The sequence below is a fragment of the Rhodobacter ferrooxidans genome, from assembly GCF_000176015.1.
Lineage (GTDB): Bacteria > Pseudomonadota > Alphaproteobacteria > Rhodobacterales > Rhodobacteraceae > Pseudorhodobacter_B > Pseudorhodobacter_B ferrooxidans.
Window position 1 is genome coordinate 18,345 of the sequence record NZ_ACYY01000013.1, and the last position, 25,012, is coordinate 43,356.

Sequence of the window (25,012 nt, forward strand, 5' to 3'; positions counted from 1 at the left end):
GTTGGCACAGCCGCACCAGAGGGTTATGAGACAGAAAACCCACAGGGATGGCGCGCTGATGACCAAGATGACGATTACCCCGGAGGAGGCGCTTGCCTACCACCTGGAACCGAAGCCCGGCAAATACGAGGTGGTGCCGACCACGCCGATGGCGACGCAGCGCGACCTGAGTCTGGCCTACAGCCCCGGTGTGGCCGTGCCGGTGCAGGCGATCGCCGATCAGCCGGAAACCATCTACGACTATACCATCAAGGGCAACATGGTCGCCGTCATCTCGAATGGCACGGCGATTCTGGGGATGGGCAATCTGGGGGCTGCCGCCGCGAAGCCGGTGATGGAGGGCAAGGCGGTGCTGTTCAAGCGCTTTGCCGACGTCAACGCCATCGACATCGAGCTGGACACCGAAGACCCCGAAGAGATCATCAACGCCGTGCGGCTGATGGGCACCGCGTTCGGCGGCATCAACCTTGAGGATATCAAGGCGCCGGAATGTTTCATCATCGAGCAGCGGCTGAAGGAAATCATGGACATCCCGGTGTTCCATGACGACCAGCACGGCACCGCGGTGATCTGCGCCGCCGGTCTGATCAACGCGCTGGAGATCAGCGGCAAGAAGATCGGCGATTGCCGGATCGTGCTGAACGGGGCCGGGGCGGCGGGGATCGCCTGTCTGGAGCTGATCAAGCGGCTGGGCGCACAGCATGACAACTGCATCATGTGCGACACCAAGGGTGTGATCTATCAGGGCCGCACCGAGGGCATGAACCAGTGGAAATCGGCGCATGCCGCCAACACGCCGCTGCGCACGCTGGAAGAGGCGATGGCGGGGGCGGATGTGTTCCTGGGCGTCTCGGCCAAGGGGGCGCTGACGCAGGACATGGTGAAATCGATGGCCGACAATCCGGTCATCTTTGCCATGGCCAACCCCGACCCGGAAATCACCCCCGAGGATGCCCATGCGGTGCGCCCCGATGCCATCGTCGCCACCGGCCGGTCGGATTATCCCAATCAGGTCAATAACGTGCTGGGATTCCCCTACCTGTTCCGCGGGGCTTTGGACATCCATGCCCGCGCCATCAATGACGAGATGAAGATCGCCTGCGCCATGGCTCTTGCCAAACTGGCGCGCGAGGATGTGCCGGACGAGGTGGCGATGGCCTATGGCCGCAAGCTGTCGTTTGGCCGCGACTACATCATCCCGACGCCGTTCGACCCGCGGCTGATCTATGTGATTCCCCCGGCGGTGGCGCGGGCCGGCATGGATACCGGCGTGGCGCGGCGCCCCATTATCGACCTGAAGGCTTATGAGCTGAGCCTGAAATCGCGGATGGACCCGACCGCCTCGATCCTGCAAGGCATCCATACCCGCGCCAAGGCCGCGCAGGCCCGGATGATCTTTGCCGAGGGCGATGACCCCCGCGTGCTGCGTGCCGCCGTCGCCTATCAGCGCGCCGGTCTGGGCCGGGCCATGGTGGTCGGCCGCGAATCCGACGTGCGGGAAAAGCTGGAAGCGGTGGGTCTGGGCGATGCGGTGCGCGAGCTGGAGGTGGTCAATGCCGCCAATACCCGCCACCTCGAAGCCTACCAGGATTTTCTTTACAAGCGCCTGCAGCGCAGCGGTTTCGACAAGCTGGATATCCACCGCCAGGCGGCGCGCGACCGGCATGTGTTCTCGGCGCTGATGCTGGCGCATGGCCATGGTGACGGCCTGGTGACCGGCGCCACCCGCAAATCGGCGCATGTGCTGCAACTTCTGAACCAGGTGTTCGATGCCAAGGCCGAAGATGGGGCCGTGGGGGTGACGGTGCTGCTGCACAAGGGCCGGATCGTGTTGCTGGCCGATACGCTGGTGCATGAATGGCCCGACGAGAACGACCTGGCGGTGATTGCCATCAAGGCCGCCGGGGTGGCGCGCAACCTGGGGCTGGACCCGCGGGTGGCTTTCGTGTCGTTCTCGACCTTCGGCTATCCGGTGTCGGAGCGTGCCACCAAGATGGGCCGCGCCACCAAGGTGCTGGACAACATGAAGGTCGATTTCGAGTATGAAGGCGAAATGACCGTCGATGTGGCGCTGAACCGCGAGTCGATGGCGCAATATCCGTTCTGCCGCCTGACCGGGCCTGCCAATGTGCTGGTGGTTCCGGCGCGACACTCGGCCTCGATCTCGGTCAAGCTGTTGCAGGAAATGGCCGGGGCGACGGTGATCGGGCCGATTCTGACCGGGGTGAAAAAGCCGATCCAGATCTGTTCGACCAATTCGACGGTGAACGACATTCTGAACATGGCGGTGATGGCTGCCTGCAAGGTGGGGTGATGACGGTCTATAACCTCGGCTCGATCAACGCCGACCACGTCTATGCGGTGCCGCATCTGCCCGCGCCGGGTGAGACGTTGGCGGCAACCGGCTACAGCATCGGCTTGGGCGGCAAGGGTGCCAACCAGTCAGTTGCGGCGGCGAAGGCCGGGGCGCGGGTGCTGCATATCGGCGCGGTCGGGCCGGAAGGGCTGTGGGCGCGCGAGGCTTTGGCGGGGTATGGCGTCGATGTTTCGCACGTTGCGCGCGGGACCGAGGCCACCGGCCATGCCATCATCAACGTCGATCCGGCGGCGGAAAATGCCATCGTGCTGTATTCCGGTGCCAACCAGACGCTTGGCGCGGCGGCAATCGGTGCCGCACTGGCCGGGGCCGGGCCGGGCGACACGCTGATGTTGCAGAACGAAACCTCGGTGCAGGTGATTGCGGCGCAGATGGCGGCGGCCAAGGGGATGCGGGTGATCTATTCCGCGGCACCCTTCGATCTGGGCGCGGTGAAGGCGGTGTTGCCGCATGTCGGCCTGCTGGTGATGAATGAAATCGAGGCCGGGATGATGCGCGACGGCCTTGGCGGCTTGCCGGCGGTCGATGTGATCGTGACCAAGGGCGCGCGCGGTGCGGAATGGATTTCCGTCGGAGCAGAGCCGCTTTTCGTGCCGTCGTTCAAGGTTCTGCCGGTCGATACCACCGGTGCAGGCGATTGTTTCATCGGCACACTTGCGGCGGCGCTGGATGCGGGGCTTGATAGGGCGGGCGGCATGCGACGGGCTGCTGCGGCTGCTGCGATACAAGTCACCCGCAAGGGTGCGGCGCAGGCCATGCCCTCGGCCAGCGAAGTGGACGCATTTCTGCAAGGTTAGAGCCGTTCAGCGGTCCAGCGGCAACCCGCTGGGCACCGCATCCGGCACGCCGAACCGCCCCTTCAGCGCCACCGGGTCTTCCAGCGTTTTCAGAAACGCCACCAGTGCCGCGATCTGTTCGGCTTGCAGAAGCACCGGCTGCGTGGTTACCGCGGCGGCAATGGCATCGCGTTCGTCTGGCGTATCCATGATCAGCCAATCGGGCTTGTTCGGCTGGAACGCAGGCAAAACCGTATCGTCCTCATAGGACGCCAGCCCGGTTTTCGGATCGGCGTGATAGGCCAGAAAGCTTTCCAGCGTCTTGTGCGCCCCGGCGTGGCCATAAGGTGCGGTGGCCGTCACATTGCGCAGGCTGGGGGTGCGGAAGGCATAGGCATCGGCGGGGTTGTTGGTCACCCGCATCCGGCCGACATCACGCGAATGGCTCTCGAACCGTTCGGCCTTGCCGGGGCCAAGCTGCGGCTCGCCCATGGCGTGAAAGCTCTGGTCAGTCTGGAATTTGCCGCTGTGACAGGCGCTGCACCCCGCCGAGCCGTAGAACAGTGCCAGCCCCAGTTGTTCCTGCGGCTTCAGGGTGCCGGTGCCGCGCAGCCAGGCGTCGAAGGGCGCGGTATCGGACCGCCATTCCACCTCGATGAAGGCGGCGATGGCGTTGGAGATATCGGTAAAGCCGATCGGGCGACCGGCAGCAATCTCGGGGTAGGCGGCGGCAAACATCTCGGCATAGGCCGGAATCGCCGCCACCCGCAGCGCCAGCAGGTTCCACGCGCCCTTCGGCCCGGTAATCAGGCCTTCGCGCACCGCGGTGGAGACCTCGTTTTCCTCGTAATGCCCGGCCATTTCGTCATTCGACAGCACCGGAAACATGGTCTGCGCCGACAGGATCGAGGCGAAGCCTTGCACCATCTCGTCTTCCAGCGGTGTGCGAAAGCCCGAGGCGCGGGTCGGGTCGGCCTGAATCCGGCCATCGTGGAACAGCGTGGTGAATTCGCGCGCCCCCAGATTGAACAGCGCCGGGGCGTTGCGCGGAATCCGCTGTTCCGGCAAGTTTTTGGCCATCGGCTTGCGGTCGGGGCCGAGGCCCGTGCCACCCTCGCCCAGGCCCAGCGACACGCCGTCCGAGGTGCCGAAGCGCGGGTGATGGCAGGTAACGCAGGCGATGTTGCGGTTGCCCGACAGAATCGGATCCCAGAACAGCAGTTGCCCCAGTTTCGCCTCGGCTTCGGCAACCAGGGCGTAGTCGGCGTCGGTGATCGGGGCGGGCAGCGCCCGGCTTTGCGCCAGCGCGGCGGTCGGCAGGGCCAAAGCGGCGGCAAGGGCAGCGTGAGCAAGCAGATTGGGCATGACGTTCCTCCGCTTCGCAGAAAACCACGGTTTGCCGCAGTGGAAAAGGCGGTTTCACGCCCGGAGGCTGATCCAGGTGCGCGGCGCATTGCCGAGGGTGTGGCAAGCTGCGATAGTCTTTGCATGCGGATCAGGGGGAAACAGGTGGCCGGTCTGCGGGCAAAACCAAGGGTCGGCAGGTTCGGCGCGGCCATTGCCGGGCTGATGCTTGCGGCAGCACCGGCGCAGGCGCTTGATACGCTTGTGTTTTCCGTGCCAGAGGTTGAAACCGGGCTGCAAGCCAGCCTGCGCGCGGCCTCGCTTTTGCTGACGGCAAAGCGCGATGGCACCACCGATCCGCAGGATGTTTTTGCCGCGGCCCAGGCCGAATATGGCCGTCTGGTCGGCGCACTTTACGCCCGCGGCCATTATTCGCCGGTGATCCACATCCTGATCGACGGGCGCGAGGCGGCCAGCATCGCCCCGCTGGACGCGCCCGCCCGGATTTCGCGCATCGAGGTGCGGGTGCAGCCCGGGCCGCTGTTTACCTTTGGCTCCGCGCATGTGGCGCCCTTGGCGGCGGGCACCGTGCTGCCGCAAGGCTTTGCGACCGGCGCGCGGGCCGACAGCGGGCTGGTGCAAGAGGCAGTCGTGGCCGGGGTGGAAGGCTGGCGCGCCATCGGTCACGCCAAAGCTGCGGCCGCCGGGCAGAACATCGTGGCCGACCATGCGCGGCACCGGTTGGATGCCGAGGTGCAGCTTGCTCCCGGTCCGGTGCTGCGCTTTGGCCAGCTTGCCATCACCGGTCAGCAGCGGATGCGCGAGGCCCGGATTCGCGAGATTGCCGGGTTGCCGACCGGCGATGTTTTCAGCCCGAAGGCCCTTGCTCGCAGCGCCGAGCGGTTGCGGCGCACCGGGGTGTTCCGGTCCGTCTCACTGACCGAGGATGAAGCGATCACCGCACCCGATCTTCTGGGTATTTCGGCCGTCGTGGTCGAAGAAAAGCTGCGCCGCTACAGCTTTGGTGCCGAATTGGCCAGCCTTGAGGGTGCCACGCTCAGCGGCACCTGGCTGCACCGCAACCTGTTTGGCGGTGCCGAGCGGCTGACCGTTAGCGGCGAGGTGGCCAATCTGGGGGCGCAGACCAGCGGTGTCGATTACAAGCTGGGCGTGACGCTGGATCGGCCTGCCACCTTCACCCCCGACACCACGCTGAGTTTTCATGCCGAAGTGGCACATCTGGACCAGCAGGACTATCTGGAAAACTCTGGCGGGCTGGGCTTTGGTTTTGGCCATATCTTTACCGAACACCTGACCGGGCGCGCCGGGCTGGATTACACTTGGTCCGAGGTGACCGACCTGTCGGGCCGCGCGGTCTATCAGCATCTGGCGCTGCCGGTAGGCCTGACCTGGGACAACCGTGATGTTAAGCTGGATGCCAGCAAGGGCTACTATCTGGAGGCCGAGGCCAAGCCGTTCCTCGGTTTTGGCACCACCGATTCCGGGCTGCGGCTGAAGGGTGACGCGCGGGCCTATCGCGGCTTTGGCGATCAGGGGAGGTTCGTTCTGGCGGGGCGGGTGCAGGCGGGGGTGGTGCTGGGGCCAAGCCTGATCGGCACGCCGCGCGACTATCTTTTCTATTCCGGCGGCGGCGGCACGGTGCGCGGCCAGCCCTATCAATCGCTGGGGGTCAGCGTCTTGCGGGCCTTTGGCGATCAGTTCAAGACCGGCGGCATGGCCTTCCTTGCGGCCTCGGTCGAGATGCGCGCCAAGGTGACAGACAAGATCGGCGTGGTCGGGTTCGTGGATGCGGGGCATGTCGGGGCGATGGAGTTCTTTGATACGCTGGGCGGCTGGCACGCCGGCGCCGGGCTGGGGTTGCGCTATGACACCGGCTTTGGCCCGGTGCGGCTGGATGTGGCGATGCCGGTGGGCGGCGATACTGGCGCGGGCGTGCAGGTCTATCTTGGCCTGGGGCAGGCGTTCTGATGCGGCGGCTGGCAATCCTTGCACTGGTGGTGCTGCCCCACACGGCTGCGGCGCAGACCGATGACCGCAGCTATCTGACGGCGTTTCTGGAGGATAATTTCTCGGATATCGGCCGCACAGTGACGATTTCCGGCTTTCAGGGCGCGCTTTCGTCACGGGCGACCATGACGCAGATGACGATTGCCGACAGCGAGGGCATCTGGCTGACGCTGAACGATGTGGCGCTGGAATGGAACCGCGCGGCGCTGCTGAAGGGCCGGGTTTCGGTGAACGCACTGACCGCCGCCGAGATCATCGTGGCCCGCGCGCCGGTTGCGGAAACCGACGGGCTTAGCGCCGAGGCGCAGGGGTTTTCGCTGCCGGACCTGCCGGTGTCGGTAGAGATCGGCCGTATTGCCGCAACGCGGATCGAACTTGCGCCGGAGGTTCTGGGGCAGGCGGTCGAGGGGTCGCTGGAAGCTTCGATGTCGCTGATCGCTGGCGAGGGCGAGGCCAACCTGCGGCTGGAGCGCAGCGATGACGGGCCGCAGGGGCTGGTGACGCTGACCGCCAGCTATGGCAATGCCTCGGGCATCCTGGCGCTGAATTTGCAGGCGAAAGAGGGTGCGGGCGGGGTGGCGGCGACGTTGCTGGGGCTGCCGGGGGTGCCTTCGGCGGAACTGACGATCAAGGGCACAGGGCCGGTTTCCGACTATGCCGCCGATGTGCGGCTGGTGACCGATGAAGTGGAGCGGCTGGCGGGCGGCGTGACGCTGACGGCCAACGACATCGGCGGCCACGGCTTCAACGCCGATCTGACCGGCGATCTTGCACCGCTGTTCCTGCCGCAATACGCCGATTTCCTGGGCACCAGCGTGCAGTTGCAGGCGGATGGCCAGCGCGACGCGGGCGGGCGGCTGGACCTGCGCAATCTGTCGCTGCGCGGTGGTTCTGTGGCGCTGCAAGGCGCGCTGGTGCTGGCCGCCGATGGCTTGCCGGAACGGTTCGATCTGACCGGCAGCTTGCGGCAGGCCGATGGCACGCCGGTGTTGCTGCCGTTTGGCGCCGACCAGCCGACATCGGTGCAGGCGGCAGACCTGGCGCTGCGGTTCGACGCGGCCAAGGGCGACGACTGGCAGGGTTCGGCGGTTCTGACCGGCCTGCGGCGCGCCGATTTCGCGGCGGAAAGCCTGAAGCTGGATGGCACGGGCCAGATCACCCGGCAGGCGGGCAACGCGATTGCTGCCGATTTCCGGTTTGACGCCAAGGGCTTGGCCCCGCGCGATCCGGGGCTGGCGCAGGCTTTGGGCGAAGCTTTGACCGGCACCGCTAGGCTGAACTGGCGCGAGGGCGCTGGCGTCGTTACGGTATCTGACCTGACGTTGCAGGGTGCCGATTTTGGCGTGCAGGCCAGTGGCAGCATCAACGGGCTGGCCAGCGGCTTTGCCCTGAAAGGCCGGGCGCAAGCGCGGCTGGACGATCTGTCCCGCGCCTCGGGCTTGGCCGGGCGGGCGTTGTCGGGCAGTGGTGTGGCCACGGTTACCGGCAGCGGCAGTCTGCTGTCGGGTGGTTTCGATCTGCAGGCCGAGATTACGGGCACCGATCTGCGCTTTGGTCAGGCGGAGCTGGATAACCTGCTGCGCGGGCAATCTCGCATCGAACTTTCGGCACTGCGCGACGAGACCGGCACGCAAGTGCGGCGGCTGGAGATTGCGGCGCGCAGCCTGACGGCGGTGCTGGCCGGGCGGGTGGCCACGGCGGGCAGCGATCTGACCGCCGATCTGGATTTCACCGACCTGTCGGTGCTGGGCGGCGGCTATCGCGGCGCGCTGACCGGCAAGGCGCATCTGACCGGCACGCCGCAGACCGGTGCCGTGACGCTGGAGGCGGTGGCGACCGGGCTGGCGGTGGGGCACGCCGAGGCGGACAGCCTGCTGCGCGGCAAGACCGATCTTTCGCTGGCGTTTGATTTGCGCGACGGCAAGGTGACGGTCAACCGCGCCAGCCTGCGCAACCCGCAACTGAGCGCCGAGGCGAGCGGTTCGCAATCGAAGGTGGACCTGACTGCCCTGCTGGCCAATCTGGGCCTGCTGTTGCCCGAGTTTCCCGGGTCGGTCACGGTTTCCGGCACGGTAGAGCCGGATGCGGCGGGCAGCGTCCTGAACCTGAAGGCCAATGGTCCGGGGCAGATTGCCGCCACGGTCAGCGGGCGGCTGGGCAGCGGTTTCGATACCGCCGATCTGAAGATCAGCGGCACCGGGCAGGCGGGGCTGGCCAATGTTTTCCTCGGCTCGCGCGTGGTTTCGGGGCCGCTGCAATTCGATCTGGCGCTGAGGGGGCCGTTCAAGCTGGCCTCATTGTCGGGCAAGCTGTCGCTGTCCGGCGGGCGGCTGACCGACCCTGACCTGCCGTTTGCCTTGCAGGCGGTGATGGCAAGCGCCGATCTGGCGGGTGGCCGGGCGCAGGTGGCGGCGCAGGCGGCGGTTTCCAGTGGCGGGCGGATTGAGGTGCAGGGCGGCATCGGGCTGACGGCGCCCTTCCCGGGCGATCTGGCGGTGCAGGTGCAGAACGCGGTGCTGAAGGACCCAGCGCTGTATCAGACCCGCGCCAATGGCACGCTGACCATCCGCGGGCCGCTGAACGGTGGGGCGGTGATTGCAGGCACCTTGCGGCTGGCGGAAACCGAGCTGCAAATCCCGTCGACCGGGATGGGCAGTCTGGGCAGCCTGCCCGACCTGCGCCACGTCAACGAACCGGCTGATGTGCGGGCCACAAGGGTGCGGGCAGGGCTGCTGGGGGCCGGTGGTGCAGCGGTGGTGCAGCGGCGGGCCTATCCGCTGGACCTGCTGATCTCGGCGCCGAACCGGGTGTTCATCCGCGGTCGTGGGCTGGATGCCGAACTGGGGGGCGAATTGCGGCTGGGCGGCACCACCGCCAATGTGCAGCCCAACGGCGCTTTCAACCTGATTCGCGGGCGGCTGGATATCCTGGGCAAGCGGCTCGATCTGTCGGAAGCCTCGCTGCGGCTGGAAGGCGAGTTTGTGCCGTTCGTGCGGATTCTGGCGTCGAATGAAAGCGATGGCATCACCAGTTCGGTGCTGATCGAGGGCAAGGCCACAGAGCCTGCGGTGACCTTTGTTTCAAACCCCGAACTGCCGCAGGAAGAGGTGCTGGCGCGGCTGCTGTTCGGGCGCAGCCTGTTGGCGCTGTCGCCGTTGCAGGCGGCGCAATTGGCCAATGCGGTGGCGACGCTGGCGGGCAAGGGCGGCGAGGGGCTGGTGGGCAAGCTGCGGCAGGGCTTTGGGCTGGATGATCTTGATCTGGTCACTGATGATCAGGGCGGAGCGGCGGTGAAGGCCGGGAAATACCTGGGCAAGAACCTTTATACCGAGATCGTGGTGGGGCAGCAGGGCCAAAGCCAGATCAACCTGAACCTGGACGTGACGCCCAACATCACGCTGCGCGGCAGCTCTGACGGCAGCGGCAACACCAGCTTGGGCGTGTTTCTGGAAAAGGACTACTAAGGCCTAATGCAACCGCTCGGGCCGCGCCGGAATCGGCCAGTCGATGATCCCCGCCCACAGATGCGGCAGATCTCGGGCGGCGCGGGCCGAAAGATCGGGATCATCCGCGTATAGCCGAGCCTGCATCTGGGCAAACATATCGCGGCTGCCCCACAGGCGGATCTGGGTACCGGCCTGCAACAAGGATTTATAGTCGCCCGAGCGCGCCAGCTCCTGATCAGAGGGAAGCTCTGGCCGTTGTGCCAGACTGCGGTAGGCGCGACGCGCCTGATCTACAGCCGAGACCAGACGATAAACGCGATCGGCATCATTCATTCTGCCAAACTCCCTAGGGATACAATGTTCCTAGCTGTCCCTGTTACATTGATCAACAAGAACGGCTTGCCCAGGGAAACATAGAAGCTCACGAAAGTGGCGATTTTCGGGCGCCGGGCATCAGTTGCGCAAAATGAAAAGGGCTCGCAAATGCGAGCCCTGATCCACAGATTCTCCAGGGCAGGTTAGCCTACCCCAAGAAAAATCAGTTGGTGGTGTTGTCGTTGTTGTTGTTGTTCGTCGCAACCAGGGCAACGATAACAGCCAGACCCAGCAGCGGCAGCAGCATGCCGCTGGACGAAGCCGGCGCAGCAGCGACAACCGGCGGGGCTTCGTCAACGATCATGACCGGGCCGCCAGCGGTGGCAACGGTAACGGACGAAACAAGAGCGGCTGCTGCCACGAATGCGGTGATTTTTTTCATTTTACTCTCCGAGATGAGGAAGGAAGTCTTAAGGCGTGGATACCATAGGTACACTTCCGATGAAAGACCCAACTAAGAGGTCTTGTCAATCACGCGCTGGAAGATCACATAGCCCCAGTTCTGAAACAGTAACTGCTTGGATTTCCTAAGAAAAACACCGTTTTCGAACCAGTATTCGTTGGTAAAATCACCATGAATTCCAGTGCACTGCTCACGCACATGGTTGGTGATGTGTTGCTCTTGCACAACAGTTATTGTCTCGGAGCCGACAACACCCAACGAACACCGGTAAATATAGCGCTGCAACTGGTCGGCACCATCCAGATACTCATAGGCGCGTTCGTAATTGCCTGCGCCGCTGGCCAAAAGGCCAATGGACGGCGCGCTGGCTTGCATGATGTCGGGGCCAAAGCCGCGGGTGGCAACCATCACTCCCTGACGGAAGGAAATGGTTTTGTCATCACCCGTGGCCCAGGTTTCCACATCGCCATTCCGACCATAAGGAACCAGGAAGGTGGTTGCCTTCAAAGCCGGAATTTCGGCCATGATCATTGGTGTGGAAAACGCCGACAGCGCCTGACGCGTGACAGGTGGTGCCGCGGTCGGTTGCCCGGCGGAATTGCCCTGCGAGACAAATTGTCTGACGGCATTCAAGGCAACCTTGGTCCCGGTAACCTCCTTGTTTCCGGACCCACATGCCGCAAGACCAAGCGCCAGCGCCGTGACGATAACAACAGACCGCCATGCACCGGTCATTTCCAGAACCTTGCCCATTGCGAATCAAGTCCGGAGGCGTGGTAGTCGCGAAGGCTTTCGTAGAACGTGCCCGCCCCTTCCAGACGTGTTCCGCCATCGCGGCTTAGCGGCCGGATCGTAGAACCAAATATCTTGCGCGACGGCTGACCGATGGCCCAGGTCAGCGGTATCCGCAGCCGGATGCCCTTGTCGAACGACCCCTCGCCGAACTCCTCATAGGTTGCGTCGGTCATTGTGACGAAGGCACCAACGCGCCAGCCGTTGGCAAATTCGCGGTCAAGCGAAAGTGTGGCACCGGTGTCCCCGGCAAGATAGCGACCAACATCAAGCTGCGCCCGATAGTCGCTGTTCAGCTCGTAATAGGCGGACACATGGCCGGTGACGATCTCGTAATCCTGAAAGGCGAAGGGCTTGTCGAAATCGCGTTGACGCGCGTAATCGACCTCTGCGCCCAATGCCAGCCGGCTGTTGACAGGCATCCACAGCAATTCCGCCGACGCCCCGCCAAACATCCGCTCCAGATAGCCGACGGTCACGCGCCCATAGAGATCATTGCCCAGATGACTGGACCACGACAGCTTCAGGTGTTCCAGCTTCACGTTATCCACCCGGTTGAACAGGCCGGCGTCCGAACGGACATGCGGCAACAGTGAATCGGATGGGTCGCCCGTGCGATTAAGGTTGTCGGCAAGTGACTTGGTTAGAGACCCCGACAACACCAGCCCCGGCACGATTTCGTAATCGCCCTGAAGTCTTATCCCCAGTTCGGTGCGAACCGGCGCGCTGGGATCGAAAAGACTCACGGCGACAAAGGGCGCAAGACTCCAGTTCAGCCGCGGGTAGGTATCGGGGTCAAAGGTAAGCTCCGGGCCCGCGCCGCTGGCGTTGCTGATAACCGCCCGGTCTCTGATCGCCTGATCCGCACCCGGCGTGAATTCAAGCGCCTCGATATCTGACCGGCGCAAAGTGACCTTGGAGGCCGCAACGCCATTCACCATCGGCACGATTTCGAAGGTTTCCACCGAGGCCGGCATGGTGTTGGTCATGGCGCGGGCGACACGGCCGATGGCCTGCGCTTCGGCGTCATACCGGTTGTTGCGGATACGCACCTGCGCGGTCGAACCGGTATAACCGATCGCTTCGACCACGATGCCGTCTTTTGCCAACCATTTGTTGATGTTGGTCATCAGAACCGGGGCGGCTCCGTCTTGCGTTACCCATTCCGGCGACCAGGCATCGGGGTCGGCAGCACGGCTCGGCCGCGGCTTGACCGGATCGGGCGCCGAATCAGCAATTCCGCCCATCGGGCGTTGCTTGGGGTTCATCAGGAAATGAACGGCAAGCCCGACCTCGCTGCCATACATGTAGTAGGCACCAACGCGCATGCTGTCGTAGGGCTGATATTCGACACCAAAGTTGAAGGGCGTCTTGCGCTCGAAGGTCTGGCGCTGCGTCGATTCCAGATCATAGGCATCAGACGAATATTCCGCCTTGAAGGTCAGCTTGTCGTTGGCCTGCCACTCGACGCCGCCAAAAGCTGCCACTGGCCCCTTGAACCACTGGCCGACATTCGGCTTGCCACCCAGACCGAAATCCACCGCCGGACGTGACCCGAACGGCGTACCAATCGCGTTGTAGCTTCCCAGCCGGCCCCAGCCCAGACCGGCCGTCACTTTCAGACCGGTGGACAGATGCTTGGTTGCGGCGATGTATTCGCCCGACATCAGGCCGGTTCCGATGAAATCCTGAAAGCCGACCGTCACCGCGGGCAGATACCGGCCCTCGTCCAGTGCCCGATAGCGCAAATCAAAGCTGCGGTCGTAATAGACGCTCAAGCTTGACGGCAGAATCCGGTTCCAGTCGTCAATGCCGGTATAGCGGAAGCTGGCCGACATCCGCGGTGACAGCTGAAACGACAGTGTCGTGCGCCTGACCGGCCCGAATTTGGAGGATGAAGCGGTAAAAAATCCGTCCGGCTGGCTTTCACCCGACGGCATGTCGATCAACCCGGTGGCACCCGACAGATTCAACGACGGTGTCGTCTGGCCAAAAGCCATGGCGGCCGAAAGCAGCGCCAGCACCGAAGTCGCGGGAATCAAGGTGCCCCGTGGCAGAGGAGAACGCATCATTTTGCCTCGTAATTTTCAAGGCAGTCTAAGGGAAGGACCAACCGACAACAATCGGTTTCCGCAAAAGACCAGGTCAGGTTGCCGCTTGCACGCGATGTGTCGCCGTCTTGCCGCAATCAGCGGCGCGGTGTTTGACCGCAGTCTGTCAATTCTCGCCTTCCAGCCGGGTGCGCATTTCGCGCAGGATCGGCAGAACCAGGCGCACCCGCTCGGCGCCAAGGGCCTGCACCACCTCGCCGATCAGCGGGGCAATGGCTTGCACCGCCAGATCGCGGGCGGCACGGCCCGAGGGGCTGATGCCGATGAATTTGCGCCGCGCGTCATCCCAGTCGGGGCGGATATGGATGTGGCCGGCCCATTCCAGCTTGGTCAGGGTGTTGGTCATGGCGCCGCGGGTCACGTGGAACGATCGCGCCAATTGCGCCGGGGTGCGTTCCTCGCTGATGCCCGCCAGATGATTCAGCACCGAGAAATGCGAAAGCTCCATGCCCTTGGGCAGCACCTTCGACACCCGGTTGCGCGCCAGTTGATCGGCCATGAACAGCTCGCCAAACAGCGCCACCGCAATGTCTTCGGTCTTTTCGCTCATCACGGCCCCTCGAAGGCGCGGTCGTGGCGCAGCGACGGGATGCGGGCGCGGGCTTTTGCCACCTCGGCCAGGTCGATCTCGGCAAAGGTCACGCCGGGTTCGGTGCCGCCATCGGCCAGCACCTCGCCCCAGGGGGCAATGGCAAGGCTGTGGCCATGGGTGCGGCGGGATTTGCCGCTGGCCTCGGGGTGCCGGCCGGTTTGCGCCGGGGCCAGCACGAAACAGCCGGTCTCGATGGCGCGGGCGCGCAGCAGGGTTTCCCAATGCGCGGCGCCGGTCAGGTGGTTGAAGGCGGCAGGCACCGTCAGAATCTGCGCGCCTGCTTGCGCCAGGTGGCGGAAAAGCTGTGGAAAACGAACGTCATAGCAGACCGTCATGCCGATGCTGCCCAGTGGCGTTTGCGCCACCACCGCGCGGTCGCCGGGGCGATAGGCCGAGGATTCGCGAAACACCTCGGTTTCCGTCACATTGACATCGAACATGTGGATCTTGTCATAGCGCGCCACAATCGCGCCGTCCGGGCCGACAAGGAACGACCGGTTGGCAAAGCGGCCATCGGCATCATTGGTTTTCAGACCCAGCGAGCCGACCAGCAGCCAGATGCCGGCATCTTTCGCCGCGGCGCGCAGGGAGGCCAGCGTCTGGTCGCTGTTTTCATGGTGGAATTGCCGGGCCTGCAAGGCGCGGTCGGACGACAGGCCGTTGGTGGCTTCGGGCGTCAGCACGAAATCGGCGCCGCCCGCCACCGCCGCGCGCAGATGTTCCAGCGTCGCCGCCAGATTCGCAGCCGGGTCTTCGCCCACATTCAGTTGCAGCAGCGCCGCGCGCATCGCCTAGCCTGCCAGCATCGGGTCAAGCCGACCTTCATCGTCCAGATCGTGAATGTCGTCGCTGCCGCCAACATGCACGCCGCCGATGAAAATCTGCGGCACCGTCCGGCTGCCATGCGCGCGCGCAATCATCGCTTCGCGCAGCGCATAATCCCGGCTGACGTCGATTTCCTTGAAAGCCACACCCTTGCTCGCCAGCAGCCGCTTGGCGGCATGGCAATAGGGGCAGGTGGGTGTGGTATAGATTTCGACGGTTTTCATGCGATGATCCTTGCAGTCGCTTTGACTATAAGGATTTAGGCGTCCTTCGCAACGCGTGCCAGCGCCAGAACCGAAACCTCTGTGGCACCTGCGGCAAGGCAAGCCTCGGTGCAGGCAGCCAGTGTGGCCCCCGAGGTCATCACGTCATCCACCAGCAGCACGCGGCGCCCCGCTATCTGCCAGTCGCGCGCCGGATTGACCCGGAACGCCCCCACCAGATTGGCAAAACGGCCATCGCGGTCGCGCCCCTCCTGGCTGTCGGTGTTGCGGCGGCGGATCAGCAGGTCGGGGCAATGCGCAAGGTCGGCGGCTTTGGCCAATGCCCCCGACAGCAGCGCCGCCTGATTGTAGCGCCGCTTCAACAGTCGCAGCCAGTGCAGCGGCACCGGCGCCACCAGCATGTCGGGGTGCAAGAGCGGCGCCGCCGCCTGCCGCATCCAGCCCGCCGCGGGTTTGGCCAGGTCAAGCCGGTCGCCATGCTTCAGCGCCAGCACCAGACGGCGGCCATTGCCCTTGTAAAGCAGCGCCGCGCGGCCCTGCACCCAAGGCCGGGCAATGGTCAGGCAATCGTCGCAATGCACTGCGTTCCCAGGGTCTTCGCCCGGCAGCGGCGTGCCGCATTTGTCGCAGACAAGGCCGGTGATGAAGGGCGTCTCGCGCCAGCATTTGCTGCACAGGCCGAAATCGGTGGTCACCAACGCGTCGCAAGACAGGCATTGCGGCGGATAGACCAGGTGCAGGGCCGCTTGCAATCTCATCGCCGTCTCCTTACCTCGGCGGCATGCAGATGCCGCCCGTCCTGACCGACCGCCTTGCCCTGACCCGCAACCGCGCCCGCGCCTTGCGCGATCCGGCGCTGTTCCTGCACGAGATGGTCGCCGCTGAAGTGCAGCAGAGACTCAGCGAGGTTAACAGAAGGTTTACGTCGCCCGCCGTGGTGACGGCTTTCCCGGAAATCTGGCAAGATGTGCTGCCCGGCGCACAGATCGTGGCCGATGACGAGCTTCTGGCCCTGCAACCCGGCGCGCATGATCTGGTGGTGCATGGGCTGGCGCTGCACTGGGCCAATGATCCGGTGGGGCAACTGGTGCAATGCCGCCGCGCCTTGCAGCCGGACGGGCTGTTTCTGGGGCTGCTGTTCGGTGGCCAGACCCTGGCCGAATTGCGCGCCTGTCTGGCCGAGGCCGAAGTGGCGCAGACCGGCGGGCTGTCGCCACGGGTGCTGCCGATGGCCGAAATCCGCGATCTGGGGGCGTTGCTGCAACGGGCCGGGTTCGCGCTGCCGGTGGCGGATGGCTTTGCCCAGACCGTGCGCTACCGCGACGCCTTTCACCTGATGGCCGACCTGCGGGCGATGGGCGAGGCCAATGCCCTGGCCGCCCGCCCCCGCGCCTTAACCCGTCGCAGTCTGCTGACCGATGCCGCCGCCCGCTATGCCAGCAATTTCGCCGATGCGGAGGGCCGGATTGCCGCCACCTTCGAGATCATCTGCCTGACCGGCTGGGCGCCACATGAAAGCCAGCAACAGCCGCTGAAGCCCGGATCGGCGGTGCAACGGCTGGCGGATGCGCTGGCTGCACCGCCCGTGACGCAGCAAGACGGTTGACCCCACGCACAGGGCGGTTATTTCCGCTATTGTAACAAGTCAGGAACGATTGATGCGGGATACCTCGCCCGGCGTTGCCCCAGCCCACCCCGATGGTCCGGTTTTGCCGGGCACCGGGCGGCTGCGCCATGCGCCGGCCGATCACCCGCCGGTGCGCCGGGCCAAGATCGGCGTGCTGCTGGCCAACCTCGGCACGCCTGACAATTACGATTACTGGTCGATGCGCCGGTATCTGAGCGAGTTTCTGTCCGACAAGCGGGTGATCGACTACCCGTCGTGGAAATGGCAACCGCTGTTGCAACTGATCATCCTGTCGAAGCGTCCCTTCACCAGCGGCGACAACTACCGGCTGATCTGGAACCACGAGACCAACGAAAGCCCGTTGATGACCATCACCAAAGACCAGACCCGGCGCATTGCGCAGGCGATGGCCGCCCTGCATGGTGATTCGGTGCTGGTGGATTTCTGCATGCGCTATGGCAACCCTTCGACCGAATCGAAGGTGCAGGCGATGGTGGCGGCGGGATGCGAGAAGATCCTGTTCATGCCGCTTTACCCGCATTACGCCGGGGCGACCTCGGCCACCGCCAATGATGCGTTCTTTGCGGCGTTGATGAAGGAAAAGCGCCAGCCTGCCGCCCGCACCGTGCCGGAATATTTCGACCATCCGCTGTATATCGAGGCTTTGGCACAATCGGTCGAGCGGGCCTATGCGGGGCTGGATCAGCGGCCGGATGTGCTGGTGGCATCCTATCACGGCATGCCGCAACGCTATCTGATGGAAGGCGACCCCTACCATTGCCAATGCGCCAAGACCTCGCGACTGCTGCGTGAACGGCTGGGCTGGGCGCCGGGCAGTATCGACACCACGTTCCAGTCGGTGTTCGGCCCCGAGGAATGGCTGAAGCCCTATACTGTGAAGCATGTGGCCGAACTGGCCCGTCAGGGCAAGAAACGCATCGCCGTGATGGCGCCGGCGTTCTCTGCCGATTGCATCGAAACGCTGGAAGAGATCAACGGCGAGATTCGCGAGGCGTTCGAACACGCCGGCGGCGAGGTTTTCACCTATATCCCCTGCCTGAACGACGACGACGCCCATATCGACGCGCTGGTGGCGGTGATCGCGGACAATCTGGCCGGCTGGGTGCGCTGACCGGGGCAGCGCCTGCTGCTCCGGCCAGGCAGCTTTCAGTCAGAGCAACAGAACCTGGGTGCCGATCTGCGCCAGCGAGAACAGTTCGGCGATGTGTTCGTTGTAAAGCCCGATGCAGCCATTCGACGACCGCCGCCCGATCTTGCGGGTGTCATGGGTGCCGTGGATGCGATAGTAGGTCCAGGACAGGTACATGGCATGGGTGCCCAGCGGGTTGTCCGGGCCGGGGCCGATGAATTCCGGCCATTCCGGATTGCGTTCGCGCATCGCCGGGGTGGGCCGCCAGGACGGACCAACCACCTTTTCGACGATTTCGGTGCGGCCCCGCCGGGTCAGATCGTCGGTCAGCGGCACCGAAGTCGGGTAAAGCTTGTAGATCGTCTGGTCTTCCGACCAGAAATGCAGCGCGCGCGAGGTGATATCGACCAGAATCGCCCCCTTGCGGGTGTTGTCGAAATGCTCGCGCCAGTCCAGCATCCGGAAACTGGAGATATTGGCCCGCACCGTGCTGGAGGGCTCCATCTCGGTCGAGCCTTCCTGCTGCGCGAAGGCTGGCAGCGCCGCCGCACCAAAAGCCGCAGCCGCGGCACCCAGTATCGCGCGTCGGTCGGGCCGGAACGTGTTATCGGCACTCATCCGCTGAACTCCTTGCAGTGTGTGATGGCGGCTGTCTACAGCCTTGCTTGCCGGTCCGCAAATCAAACAGGCGTCATTGCGCGAACTCACGCAGACTTGCGTTTGAACCCGCGGCGGTAAGTCTGTAAAGACTACCTAAACGCGGCCATTGGTGGAATTGAAATGAAAAGACGGTCTGTTCTGATGTTTTGCGGCGCTCTGGCGGTTTCGGCATGCACCTCCTCGGCGCCCCAGCTTGGCAGGGATGGCCGCCCGCTGCCGCAAGTTTACAAAATCTCACCGGCAGTTGCAGCCAAGATCCCCTTCCACCTGCTTGATTCGGTGAACACCCTGCGGTCGGCCAAGGGGGCTGCGCCGTTGCAGTTCAACGCGCAACTGAACGCTGCCGCCGCCACCCATTCGCGCGACATGTCGGTGCAGAACCGGCCCTGGCATTTCGGATCGGACGGCTCGTCGCCCTTGGTGCGGGTGCAGCGGGTTGGCTACACCGGCACGCTGCTGGGCGAGCTGATCTCGGAAACCTACGAGACCGAGCTTGAAACGCTGGCAGTCTGGTCGGGGCAGCCGGACACCCGCGCCATCATCATGGACCCGGCGGCCCGCGAGATCGGTTTTGCCTGGTATCAGGAACCCAACGGCAAGATCTGGTGGACCATGGTCACTGGCACGCCTGGCGGTTTTCTGTCTCGCGCGACGACGCCCTATGGCGCCGCCAATCCGGCCTCGCCGATCGTGGGCGCGCTGATCCCCAACGGCTAGGGCTTTTCAGGGCAGGATGTAGATGATGGTGCCGACCCGCACCATCGAATAGATCACTTCCATCTCGCGGTCGGTGACGGCAATGCAGCCCGCCGTCCAGTCGCCCTTGTTGCGGCCTTTCCAGTTGGAATGGCCATGGATGAAGATATCGCCCCCGGTCGGCTTGCCCGCCTCGTCGGCAAAGGCGCGGTCGTTCTCATCGGGATAAGAGATCTTCAGCGACAAGTGATAGTCGCTGTCCGGGTTGCGGAAATTGATCTGATAGGCGCCTTCGGGCGTCTTGCCGTCACCTTCGAACTGCTTGTGACCGATCGGGGCAAAGCCAAGGGCGATGTCATACTGCTCCAGCACCTTGTCATTGTGCAGCAGATACATCTTGCGCGCGGCCTTGTGGACCTGGATCGACGTCACTTCCGGCCCGTTGTAGGTACGGAATTTGCCGCTGCCACAGGCGGCAAGGCCGAAGGCCAGCGCCAAAGCCAGAAGGATCGTCGTCAGCCGCATGGTCCCCGCCCGTTCGCCGTTTTTTCAGCGCATAGCCAAAAACCGGCGGACTGCCTAGGCCAAACTCGGTTCAATCGCGCACATCTGGGTGAAGAAACGCAAAATCAGGTCAGGCGCGAGGGGCGCGTGGCAGGCTGAACCGGGCGACCAGTTCGACATGCGCCGACCAACGGAACTGATCGACCGTCTGCACCCAGTCCAGATGATAGCCTGCCGCCAGCAGAACCCTGGTATCGCGGGCAAAAGTCACCGGGTTGCAGGACACGGCGGCAATCACCGGCACTTGCGCGCGGGCCAGCGTGGCGGTCTGCGCCTCGGCTCCGGCGCGCGGCGGGTCGATCACCACGGCGTCGATGCCCTTGAATTCGTCGGGCTCCAAGGGGCGGCGGAACAGATCGCGGGTGGTTGCCGTCACCCGCTTCAACCCCTCGGCCTGCCGCCAGCCCTTGTCGAGCGCCATCATCATCGCGGCTTCGGCTTCCACCGCCAGCACTTCGGCATTTTCGGCCAAGGGCAGGGCAAAAGTGCCGACACCGGCGAACAGATCAACGATATGGCGCGCCTCGCCCACCGCTTCGCGCACCGCCGCCAGCAAGGCCGCCTCGCCTTCCGCCGTGGCTTGCAGAAACGCGCCGGGGGGTGGGGAAACCAGCGCCCGGCCAAAGCGTTGCATCGGTGCGGTGCGCAACGCCACCACTTCATTGTCCCAGGTCAGCCGCGGCAGGCCATGGCTTTCCGCCACCCGCGCCAGATCAAGCCGCAGCGCCGAATCCAGCGGCTTGCCCCCCGTCACTGCCACATCCGGCCCCGAAAGGCTGCGCGTCACCGTCAGCGCCAACTCGCCCGAGCGCGAGCCGCCGGTGATCACCAAAGCCTCCAGCGCCGGAAAGGCGGCGATCAGATCGGGGTGCAGAAGCTGACAGTGCGGCACCGCCACCAGAACATCAGATGCACGGGCGTGAAAGCCCAGAAGCGCGCCGGATTTGGTGCGCCGACACGCCAGCGTAGCGCGCCTGCGGCTGCGGGGCGGTGAGGTCACGATTGGCCGCAGATCAGCCTCGATCCCCTGGCCGGCCAAGGCGCTGCGCACAACGCCCAGCTTCCATTCGGCCACGAAAGCATCCGAGGCGTGCTGCATCAGGCAACCGCCACAAGTGCGGGCATGGGCGCAGGGCGGCTTCACCCGGTTGGCCGAGGGCGTCAGAATCCGCGCCTCGGTCAGCCGGTCACCGACCAGAACGCCCTCGACCTCCTCACCCGGCAAAAGCTGTGCGGCATAAATCGGCCCGTTCGGCCCCTGCGCAATCGCGTCGCCCAGATGGCCCAACCGCTCGATAACCAGCTTCACTCTGCCGCCGTCCTTTCGTCTGCCCCGATGAAGCCCCCCGATTGCCGGTTCCAGTAGCGGGCGTAAAGCCCGTTCTGCGCCAGCAGCGCCGCATGGCTGCCCATTTCGACGATCCGGCCCTGATCCATCACCACAATCCGGTCCATCGCCGCGATGGTGGAAAGCCGGTGCGCAATCGCCAGCACGGTCTTGCCCTGCATCACCCGGCCAAGCGCGTGCTGGATGCTGGCCTCAACCTCGCTGTCCAGCGCCGAGGTTGCCTCGTCCAGCACCAGAATCGGCGCGTCTTTCAGGAAGGCGCGGGCCAAAGCGATGCGTTGCCGCTGCCCGCCGGAAAGCTTGACCCCGCGTTCGCCCAGAAAGGCGTCATAGCCCTTGCGGCCCATGTGATCGACCATCTGGGTGATGAACTCATGCGCCTCGGCGGCACGGGCGGCGGCGATCACTTCGGCCTCGGTCGCATCGGGGCGGCCATACAGGATGTTGTCGCGGGCCGAGCGGTTGAACATCGCGGTTTCCTGGGTGACCATGCCGATCTGCCGCCGCAGGCTTTCCTGCGTCACCGCGCGCACATCGACACCATCAATCAGAATCCGGCCATTTTCACAGTCATAGAGCCGCAAAAGCAGCGAAACCAGGCTGGATTTGCCTGCCCCCGAGGCGCCGACGATGCCCAGTTTCTCGCCCGCCCGCACCTCCAGCGAGATGCCTTCGACGCCGCCACGCTGGCGACCGTAAGCAAAGGACACCGCATCAAAGGTAATAGCCCCCTGCACCCGCGGCAGGGCAAGCGCATCCGGCGCATCGGCCAGCGCGTGCGGGCCCGACAGCGTGCGTATGCCGTCCTCGACCTCGCCCACCGCGCCATAGATCGACATCAGGGTAAAGCTGACCCAGCCCGACATCTGCGCGATCCGCAGCGCAATCGCCCCCGCCGCCGCAATTGCCCCGGCCGTGGCATTGCCCTGCTGCCAAAGCCACAGCGTGCCGCCGATCAGCAGCACCGGCAGCACCCCCGCCAGCGCCATCAGCGACAGCCGGAACCAGGTGGAAATCACCCCGAACTCGATCGAGCGCTCACGGAACACCGCCATCGAGGCCAGCGCCACCCGGTCTTCAAAGGCCGCATGGGCGAACAGTTTCACCGTCTTGATGTTGGTGATGGTATCGACCACCTGCCCCGACACCATCGCCCGTGCCGAGGCCCGCGCCGCCGAGTTCACCTTCACCCGCGGCAGAAAATAGCGGATCAGCAGGATATAGGCCACCAGCCAGACCGCCAGCGCCGCCGCCACCCGCGCGTCGATGGCCACCAGATAGATCACCGAGCCAATCACCGAGGCCAGCGCGAAAGCCGCGGTGTTGATAACTTCCGTCACCACATCGGTCACCGCCCGCGCCGCCTGCATCTGCTTTTGCGCGATCCGCCCGGCGAAATCATTGTCGAAAAACGTCACGGATTGGCCCAAAGTCCAACGGTGCAGCCGCGAGAGCACCAGCGGCATCACGTTCGGCCCGACGATGATCGAATTCGACGCGGCCGAGGCGCCAAAGGCCAGCGGTCGCAGAATCAGGTAAAACCCGACGAACACCGCCAGCAGCACCGCATGGTTGGAAAAGAACTGCGCCGGCCCCGCCTCCAGTGCCGCATCAATGACCCAACCCAGGATCAGCGCCGAAATCACCTCCATGGTGCCGGCGATGGCCGAGATCGCGCCCGCCAGCCACAGCGCCGGCCATGCCCCCTTCAGGCACCAGCGCAGAAACTGGCCCAACACCTGCGGCGGCGGTCCTTCGGCGGGGCGAAACGCCTCGATCCAGCCGCCAAGCCGTTCCAGCACGCTCATTCCGCCGCCTCCGAGCCGATGAAGCCGCCCGATTGCCGCGCCCAGAACCTTGCGTAAAGCCCGTCGCGGGCCAGCAGTTCGGCATGGCTGCCATCCTCGACCACCCGGCCATCGTCCAGCACCACGATGCGGTCCATCGCGGCAATCGTCGAAAGCCTGTGTGCAATCGCAATCACGGTCTTGCCTTTCATCACGCCATAAAGCGTGTCCTGAATCGCCGCCTCAACTTCGCTGTCCAGCGCCGAGGTTGCCTCATCAAGGATCAGGATCGGCGCATCTTTCAGGATCACCCGCGCCAGCCCGATCCGTTGCCGCTGCCCGCCCGAAAGCTTGACGCCCCGCTCGCCGACATGGGCATCATAGCCGCGCCGCCCCTCGGGGTCTTCCAAAGTCTGAATAAAATCATGCGCCTCGGCGCGCTGGGCCGCCAGCAGCATTTCGGCATCGGTGGCCTCGGGCCGCCCGTAAGTGATGTTGTCGCGCACCGACCGGTGCAAAAGGCTGCTGTCCTGCTGCACCATGCCGATCTGGCGGCGCAGGCTTTCCTGCGTCACGCCGGTGATGTCCTGATCGTCGATCAGGATGCGCCCGGCCTCGGCGTCGTAAAACCGCAGGATCAGCTTGACCAGCGTCGATTTTCCGGCGCCCGAACGGCCCACCAGCCCGATCCGTTCACCCGGCCGGATCGTCAGCGACACCGCCTGCAACCCCCCCGAGCCGCGACCGTAGTGGTGCGACACGCCGTCGATGGTGATCTCGCCCTTGGTGAAATTCAGCGGCTTGGCACCCGGCTGGTCCACCAGCGCAATCGGATGGGTGATCGTCTCCATCCCTTCGGCCACCACGCCCAAAGCCTGCACCAGCGCCGTGAAGGCCCACATGATCCAGTAGGTCATGTTGTTCAGTCGCAGCACCAAGGCGGTTGCCGCCGCCACCGTGCCAACGGTCGCTTGGCCCTGATACCAAAGCAGAATCGCCCAGCCGGTCACTGCCACGATCAGGAAACCGTTCAGCCCGGTCAGCGCCAGATCCATCTTGGTGACGATGCGCATTTCCCGGGCAAAGGTGCTGCGGGCATGCTCGATCGCCTCGGTGGCATAGGCCATTTCGGCGTCGTGATGCGCGAACAGTTTCACCGAATGGATGTTGGTATAGGCATCCACCACCCGCCCCGTCACCGCCGACCGCGCATCGCTGGAGGCTTTCGCGGCAGGCCCGACCCGCCGCACCGTCCAGCGCACCAGCGCGCCATAGAGCAGAAACCAGACAACCAGCGGTAGCAGCAGCCGCGGGTCGGCATTGGCCAGCATGATCCCGGCGCCAACCACGGTCACGCTGGCAAAAGCCATGGCATCAAAGGTCTGGAACACCGCATCGCCGGCGGCAGGCGGGGTCTGCATGATGCGGTTGGCAATCCGCCCGGCGAAATCGGATTCGAACCAGCCGACCGGCTGGCGCAGCACATGGTCATGCGCCCGAAACCGGATCATCGTGCCGAAATTCGGCAGGATGGTGTTGTGCAGCAAGGCCACATTGCCCACCAGCAGCAGTGGCCGCAGGATCAGCACCGCCAGCGCCACGCCGATGATTTCATTGCCATGGTCGGCCCAGACCTGCACCGGTGTGCCGGTTGCCAGAAAGTCCACCAGCCGCCCGACATACCAGATCAGGGCGACATCGGCGAAGGCAGACACCACCGATAGTGCGGCAGTGGCGGCGAACACCTTGCGGAACGGCTGCACATAGTCGCGCAGAAACGGCCACAGGCGGCGCGGCGGCGTGTCCGTGCGCGTGTAGGGCTGGTAGGGGTCGATGAGGTTTTCGAAGAACCGGAACACCGGGGCAACCTTTCGCAGACAGGTGCCG

The 25,012-nt window shown here is 64.6% G+C and carries 21 protein-coding genes; 7 read left to right on the forward strand and 14 right to left on the reverse strand.

Features of this window, described 5'->3' with window-relative positions; genetic code table 11:
• Positions 1 to 58: 58 nt before the first annotated feature.
• Together RSW2DRAFT_RS10510 and RSW2DRAFT_RS10515 are read left to right on the forward strand one after the other, a co-directional pair.
• Positions 59 to 2,314, forward strand: coding sequence for an NADP-dependent malic enzyme (locus RSW2DRAFT_RS10510; RefSeq protein ID WP_008030765.1), 2,256 nt, complete (start codon positions 59 to 61; stop codon positions 2,312 to 2,314).
• Positions 2,314 to 3,174, forward strand: coding sequence for a ribokinase (locus tag RSW2DRAFT_RS10515; protein ID WP_008030767.1), 861 nt, complete (start codon positions 2,314 to 2,316; stop codon positions 3,172 to 3,174). Before RSW2DRAFT_RS10510 ends, RSW2DRAFT_RS10515 begins: the two co-directional genes overlap by 1 nt.
• A 6-nt stretch (positions 3,175 to 3,180) precedes the next feature.
• Here RSW2DRAFT_RS10515 and RSW2DRAFT_RS10520 read toward each other — a convergent pair whose 3' ends face one another.
• The gene (locus RSW2DRAFT_RS10520; RefSeq protein WP_008030769.1) at positions 3,181 to 4,518 is read right to left on the reverse strand and encodes a cytochrome-c peroxidase; all 1,338 of its coding nucleotides are present in this window, start codon (positions 4,516 to 4,518) and stop codon (positions 3,181 to 3,183) included.
• A gap of 144 nt (positions 4,519 to 4,662) precedes the next feature.
• On the opposite strand from RSW2DRAFT_RS10520, the gene RSW2DRAFT_RS10525 reads away from it, so the two are divergent.
• Together RSW2DRAFT_RS10525 and RSW2DRAFT_RS10530 are read left to right on the forward strand one after the other, a co-directional pair.
• Positions 4,663 to 6,486 (forward strand): autotransporter assembly complex protein TamA, encoded by a 1,824-nt coding sequence (locus tag RSW2DRAFT_RS10525; protein ID WP_008030771.1) that lies wholly within the window; start codon positions 4,663 to 4,665, stop codon positions 6,484 to 6,486.
• Positions 6,486 to 9,989 carry a translocation/assembly module TamB domain-containing protein gene (locus RSW2DRAFT_RS10530; protein ID WP_008030773.1) on the forward strand — a complete coding sequence of 1,168 codons (3,504 nt, stop codon included), beginning with the start codon at positions 6,486 to 6,488 and terminating at the stop codon, positions 9,987 to 9,989. The genes RSW2DRAFT_RS10525 and RSW2DRAFT_RS10530 overlap by 1 nt, the downstream gene beginning before the upstream one ends.
• 3 nt (positions 9,990 to 9,992) lie before the next feature.
• Here RSW2DRAFT_RS10530 and RSW2DRAFT_RS10535 read toward each other — a convergent pair whose 3' ends face one another.
• The 8 genes from RSW2DRAFT_RS10535 to RSW2DRAFT_RS10570 form a co-directional block, all read right to left on the reverse strand.
• On the reverse strand, positions 9,993 to 10,304 hold the full coding sequence (locus tag RSW2DRAFT_RS10535) for a hypothetical protein (RefSeq protein ID WP_008030775.1): 312 nt from the start codon (positions 10,302 to 10,304) through the stop codon (positions 9,993 to 9,995).
• Between the two features lie 205 nt (positions 10,305 to 10,509).
• Positions 10,510 to 10,728, reverse strand: coding sequence for a hypothetical protein (locus RSW2DRAFT_RS10540; protein WP_008030777.1), 219 nt, complete (start codon positions 10,726 to 10,728; stop codon positions 10,510 to 10,512).
• Positions 10,729 to 10,800: 72 nt separating this feature from the next.
• Complete coding sequence (locus RSW2DRAFT_RS10545) at positions 10,801 to 11,502, reverse strand: YjbF family lipoprotein (RefSeq protein WP_008030778.1); 702 nt, start codon at positions 11,500 to 11,502, stop codon at positions 10,801 to 10,803.
• Positions 11,481 to 13,610, reverse strand: a complete 2,130-nt coding sequence (locus RSW2DRAFT_RS10550) for a YjbH domain-containing protein (protein WP_008030779.1) — start codon at positions 13,608 to 13,610, stop codon at positions 11,481 to 11,483. The genes RSW2DRAFT_RS10545 and RSW2DRAFT_RS10550 overlap by 22 nt, the downstream gene beginning before the upstream one ends.
• A gap of 148 nt (positions 13,611 to 13,758) precedes the next feature.
• Complete coding sequence (locus RSW2DRAFT_RS10555) at positions 13,759 to 14,202, reverse strand: MarR family winged helix-turn-helix transcriptional regulator (protein ID WP_008030780.1); 444 nt, start codon at positions 14,200 to 14,202, stop codon at positions 13,759 to 13,761.
• Positions 14,202 to 15,032, reverse strand: coding sequence for a carbon-nitrogen hydrolase family protein (locus RSW2DRAFT_RS10560; protein WP_008030781.1), 831 nt, complete (start codon positions 15,030 to 15,032; stop codon positions 14,202 to 14,204). Before RSW2DRAFT_RS10560 ends, RSW2DRAFT_RS10555 begins: the two co-directional genes overlap by 1 nt.
• Positions 15,033 to 15,035: 3 nt before the next feature.
• Positions 15,036 to 15,293 carry a glutaredoxin 3 gene (gene grxC, locus RSW2DRAFT_RS10565; protein ID WP_008030782.1) on the reverse strand — a complete coding sequence of 86 codons (258 nt, stop codon included), beginning with the start codon at positions 15,291 to 15,293 and terminating at the stop codon, positions 15,036 to 15,038.
• A 35-nt stretch (positions 15,294 to 15,328) separates the two neighbouring features.
• On the reverse strand, positions 15,329 to 16,051 hold the full coding sequence (locus RSW2DRAFT_RS10570) for a ComF family protein (RefSeq protein WP_008030783.1): 723 nt from the start codon (positions 16,049 to 16,051) through the stop codon (positions 15,329 to 15,331).
• 29 nt (positions 16,052 to 16,080) lie between these two features.
• On the opposite strand from RSW2DRAFT_RS10570, the gene RSW2DRAFT_RS10575 reads away from it, so the two are divergent.
• Positions 16,081 to 16,899: a methyltransferase domain-containing protein gene (locus RSW2DRAFT_RS10575; protein WP_008030784.1), complete on the forward strand. Its 819-nt coding sequence runs from the start codon at positions 16,081 to 16,083 to the stop codon at positions 16,897 to 16,899.
• A gap of 52 nt (positions 16,900 to 16,951) precedes the next feature.
• Positions 16,952 to 18,052, forward strand: a complete 1,101-nt coding sequence (gene hemH, locus RSW2DRAFT_RS10580) for a ferrochelatase (protein ID WP_008030785.1) — start codon at positions 16,952 to 16,954, stop codon at positions 18,050 to 18,052.
• Between the two features lie 39 nt (positions 18,053 to 18,091).
• Here hemH and RSW2DRAFT_RS10585 read toward each other — a convergent pair whose 3' ends face one another.
• Positions 18,092 to 18,688: a L,D-transpeptidase gene (locus tag RSW2DRAFT_RS10585; RefSeq protein WP_008030787.1), complete on the reverse strand. Its 597-nt coding sequence runs from the start codon at positions 18,686 to 18,688 to the stop codon at positions 18,092 to 18,094.
• Positions 18,689 to 18,850: 162 nt separating this feature from the next.
• On the opposite strand from RSW2DRAFT_RS10585, the gene RSW2DRAFT_RS10590 reads away from it, so the two are divergent.
• Positions 18,851 to 19,447: a CAP domain-containing protein gene (locus RSW2DRAFT_RS10590; RefSeq protein WP_008030789.1), complete on the forward strand. Its 597-nt coding sequence runs from the start codon at positions 18,851 to 18,853 to the stop codon at positions 19,445 to 19,447.
• A 6-nt stretch (positions 19,448 to 19,453) separates the two neighbouring features.
• On the opposite strand, the gene RSW2DRAFT_RS10595 is transcribed toward RSW2DRAFT_RS10590, so the two are convergent.
• From RSW2DRAFT_RS10595 to RSW2DRAFT_RS10610, 4 genes are all read right to left on the reverse strand, one after another.
• Positions 19,454 to 19,951: a L,D-transpeptidase family protein gene (locus RSW2DRAFT_RS10595; RefSeq protein ID WP_008030791.1), complete on the reverse strand. Its 498-nt coding sequence runs from the start codon at positions 19,949 to 19,951 to the stop codon at positions 19,454 to 19,456.
• A gap of 109 nt (positions 19,952 to 20,060) precedes the next feature.
• Positions 20,061 to 21,299, reverse strand: a complete 1,239-nt coding sequence (locus RSW2DRAFT_RS10600) for a class I SAM-dependent RNA methyltransferase (protein ID WP_008030794.1) — start codon at positions 21,297 to 21,299, stop codon at positions 20,061 to 20,063.
• Positions 21,296 to 23,146 carry an ABC transporter ATP-binding protein gene (locus RSW2DRAFT_RS10605; protein WP_008030795.1) on the reverse strand — a complete coding sequence of 617 codons (1,851 nt, stop codon included), beginning with the start codon at positions 23,144 to 23,146 and terminating at the stop codon, positions 21,296 to 21,298. The genes RSW2DRAFT_RS10600 and RSW2DRAFT_RS10605 overlap by 4 nt, the downstream gene beginning before the upstream one ends.
• On the reverse strand, positions 23,143 to 24,984 hold the full coding sequence (locus RSW2DRAFT_RS10610; RefSeq protein ID WP_008030797.1) for an ABC transporter ATP-binding protein: 1,842 nt from the start codon (positions 24,982 to 24,984) through the stop codon (positions 23,143 to 23,145). Before RSW2DRAFT_RS10610 ends, RSW2DRAFT_RS10605 begins: the two co-directional genes overlap by 4 nt.
• Between the last annotated feature and the right edge of the window lie 28 nt (positions 24,985 to 25,012).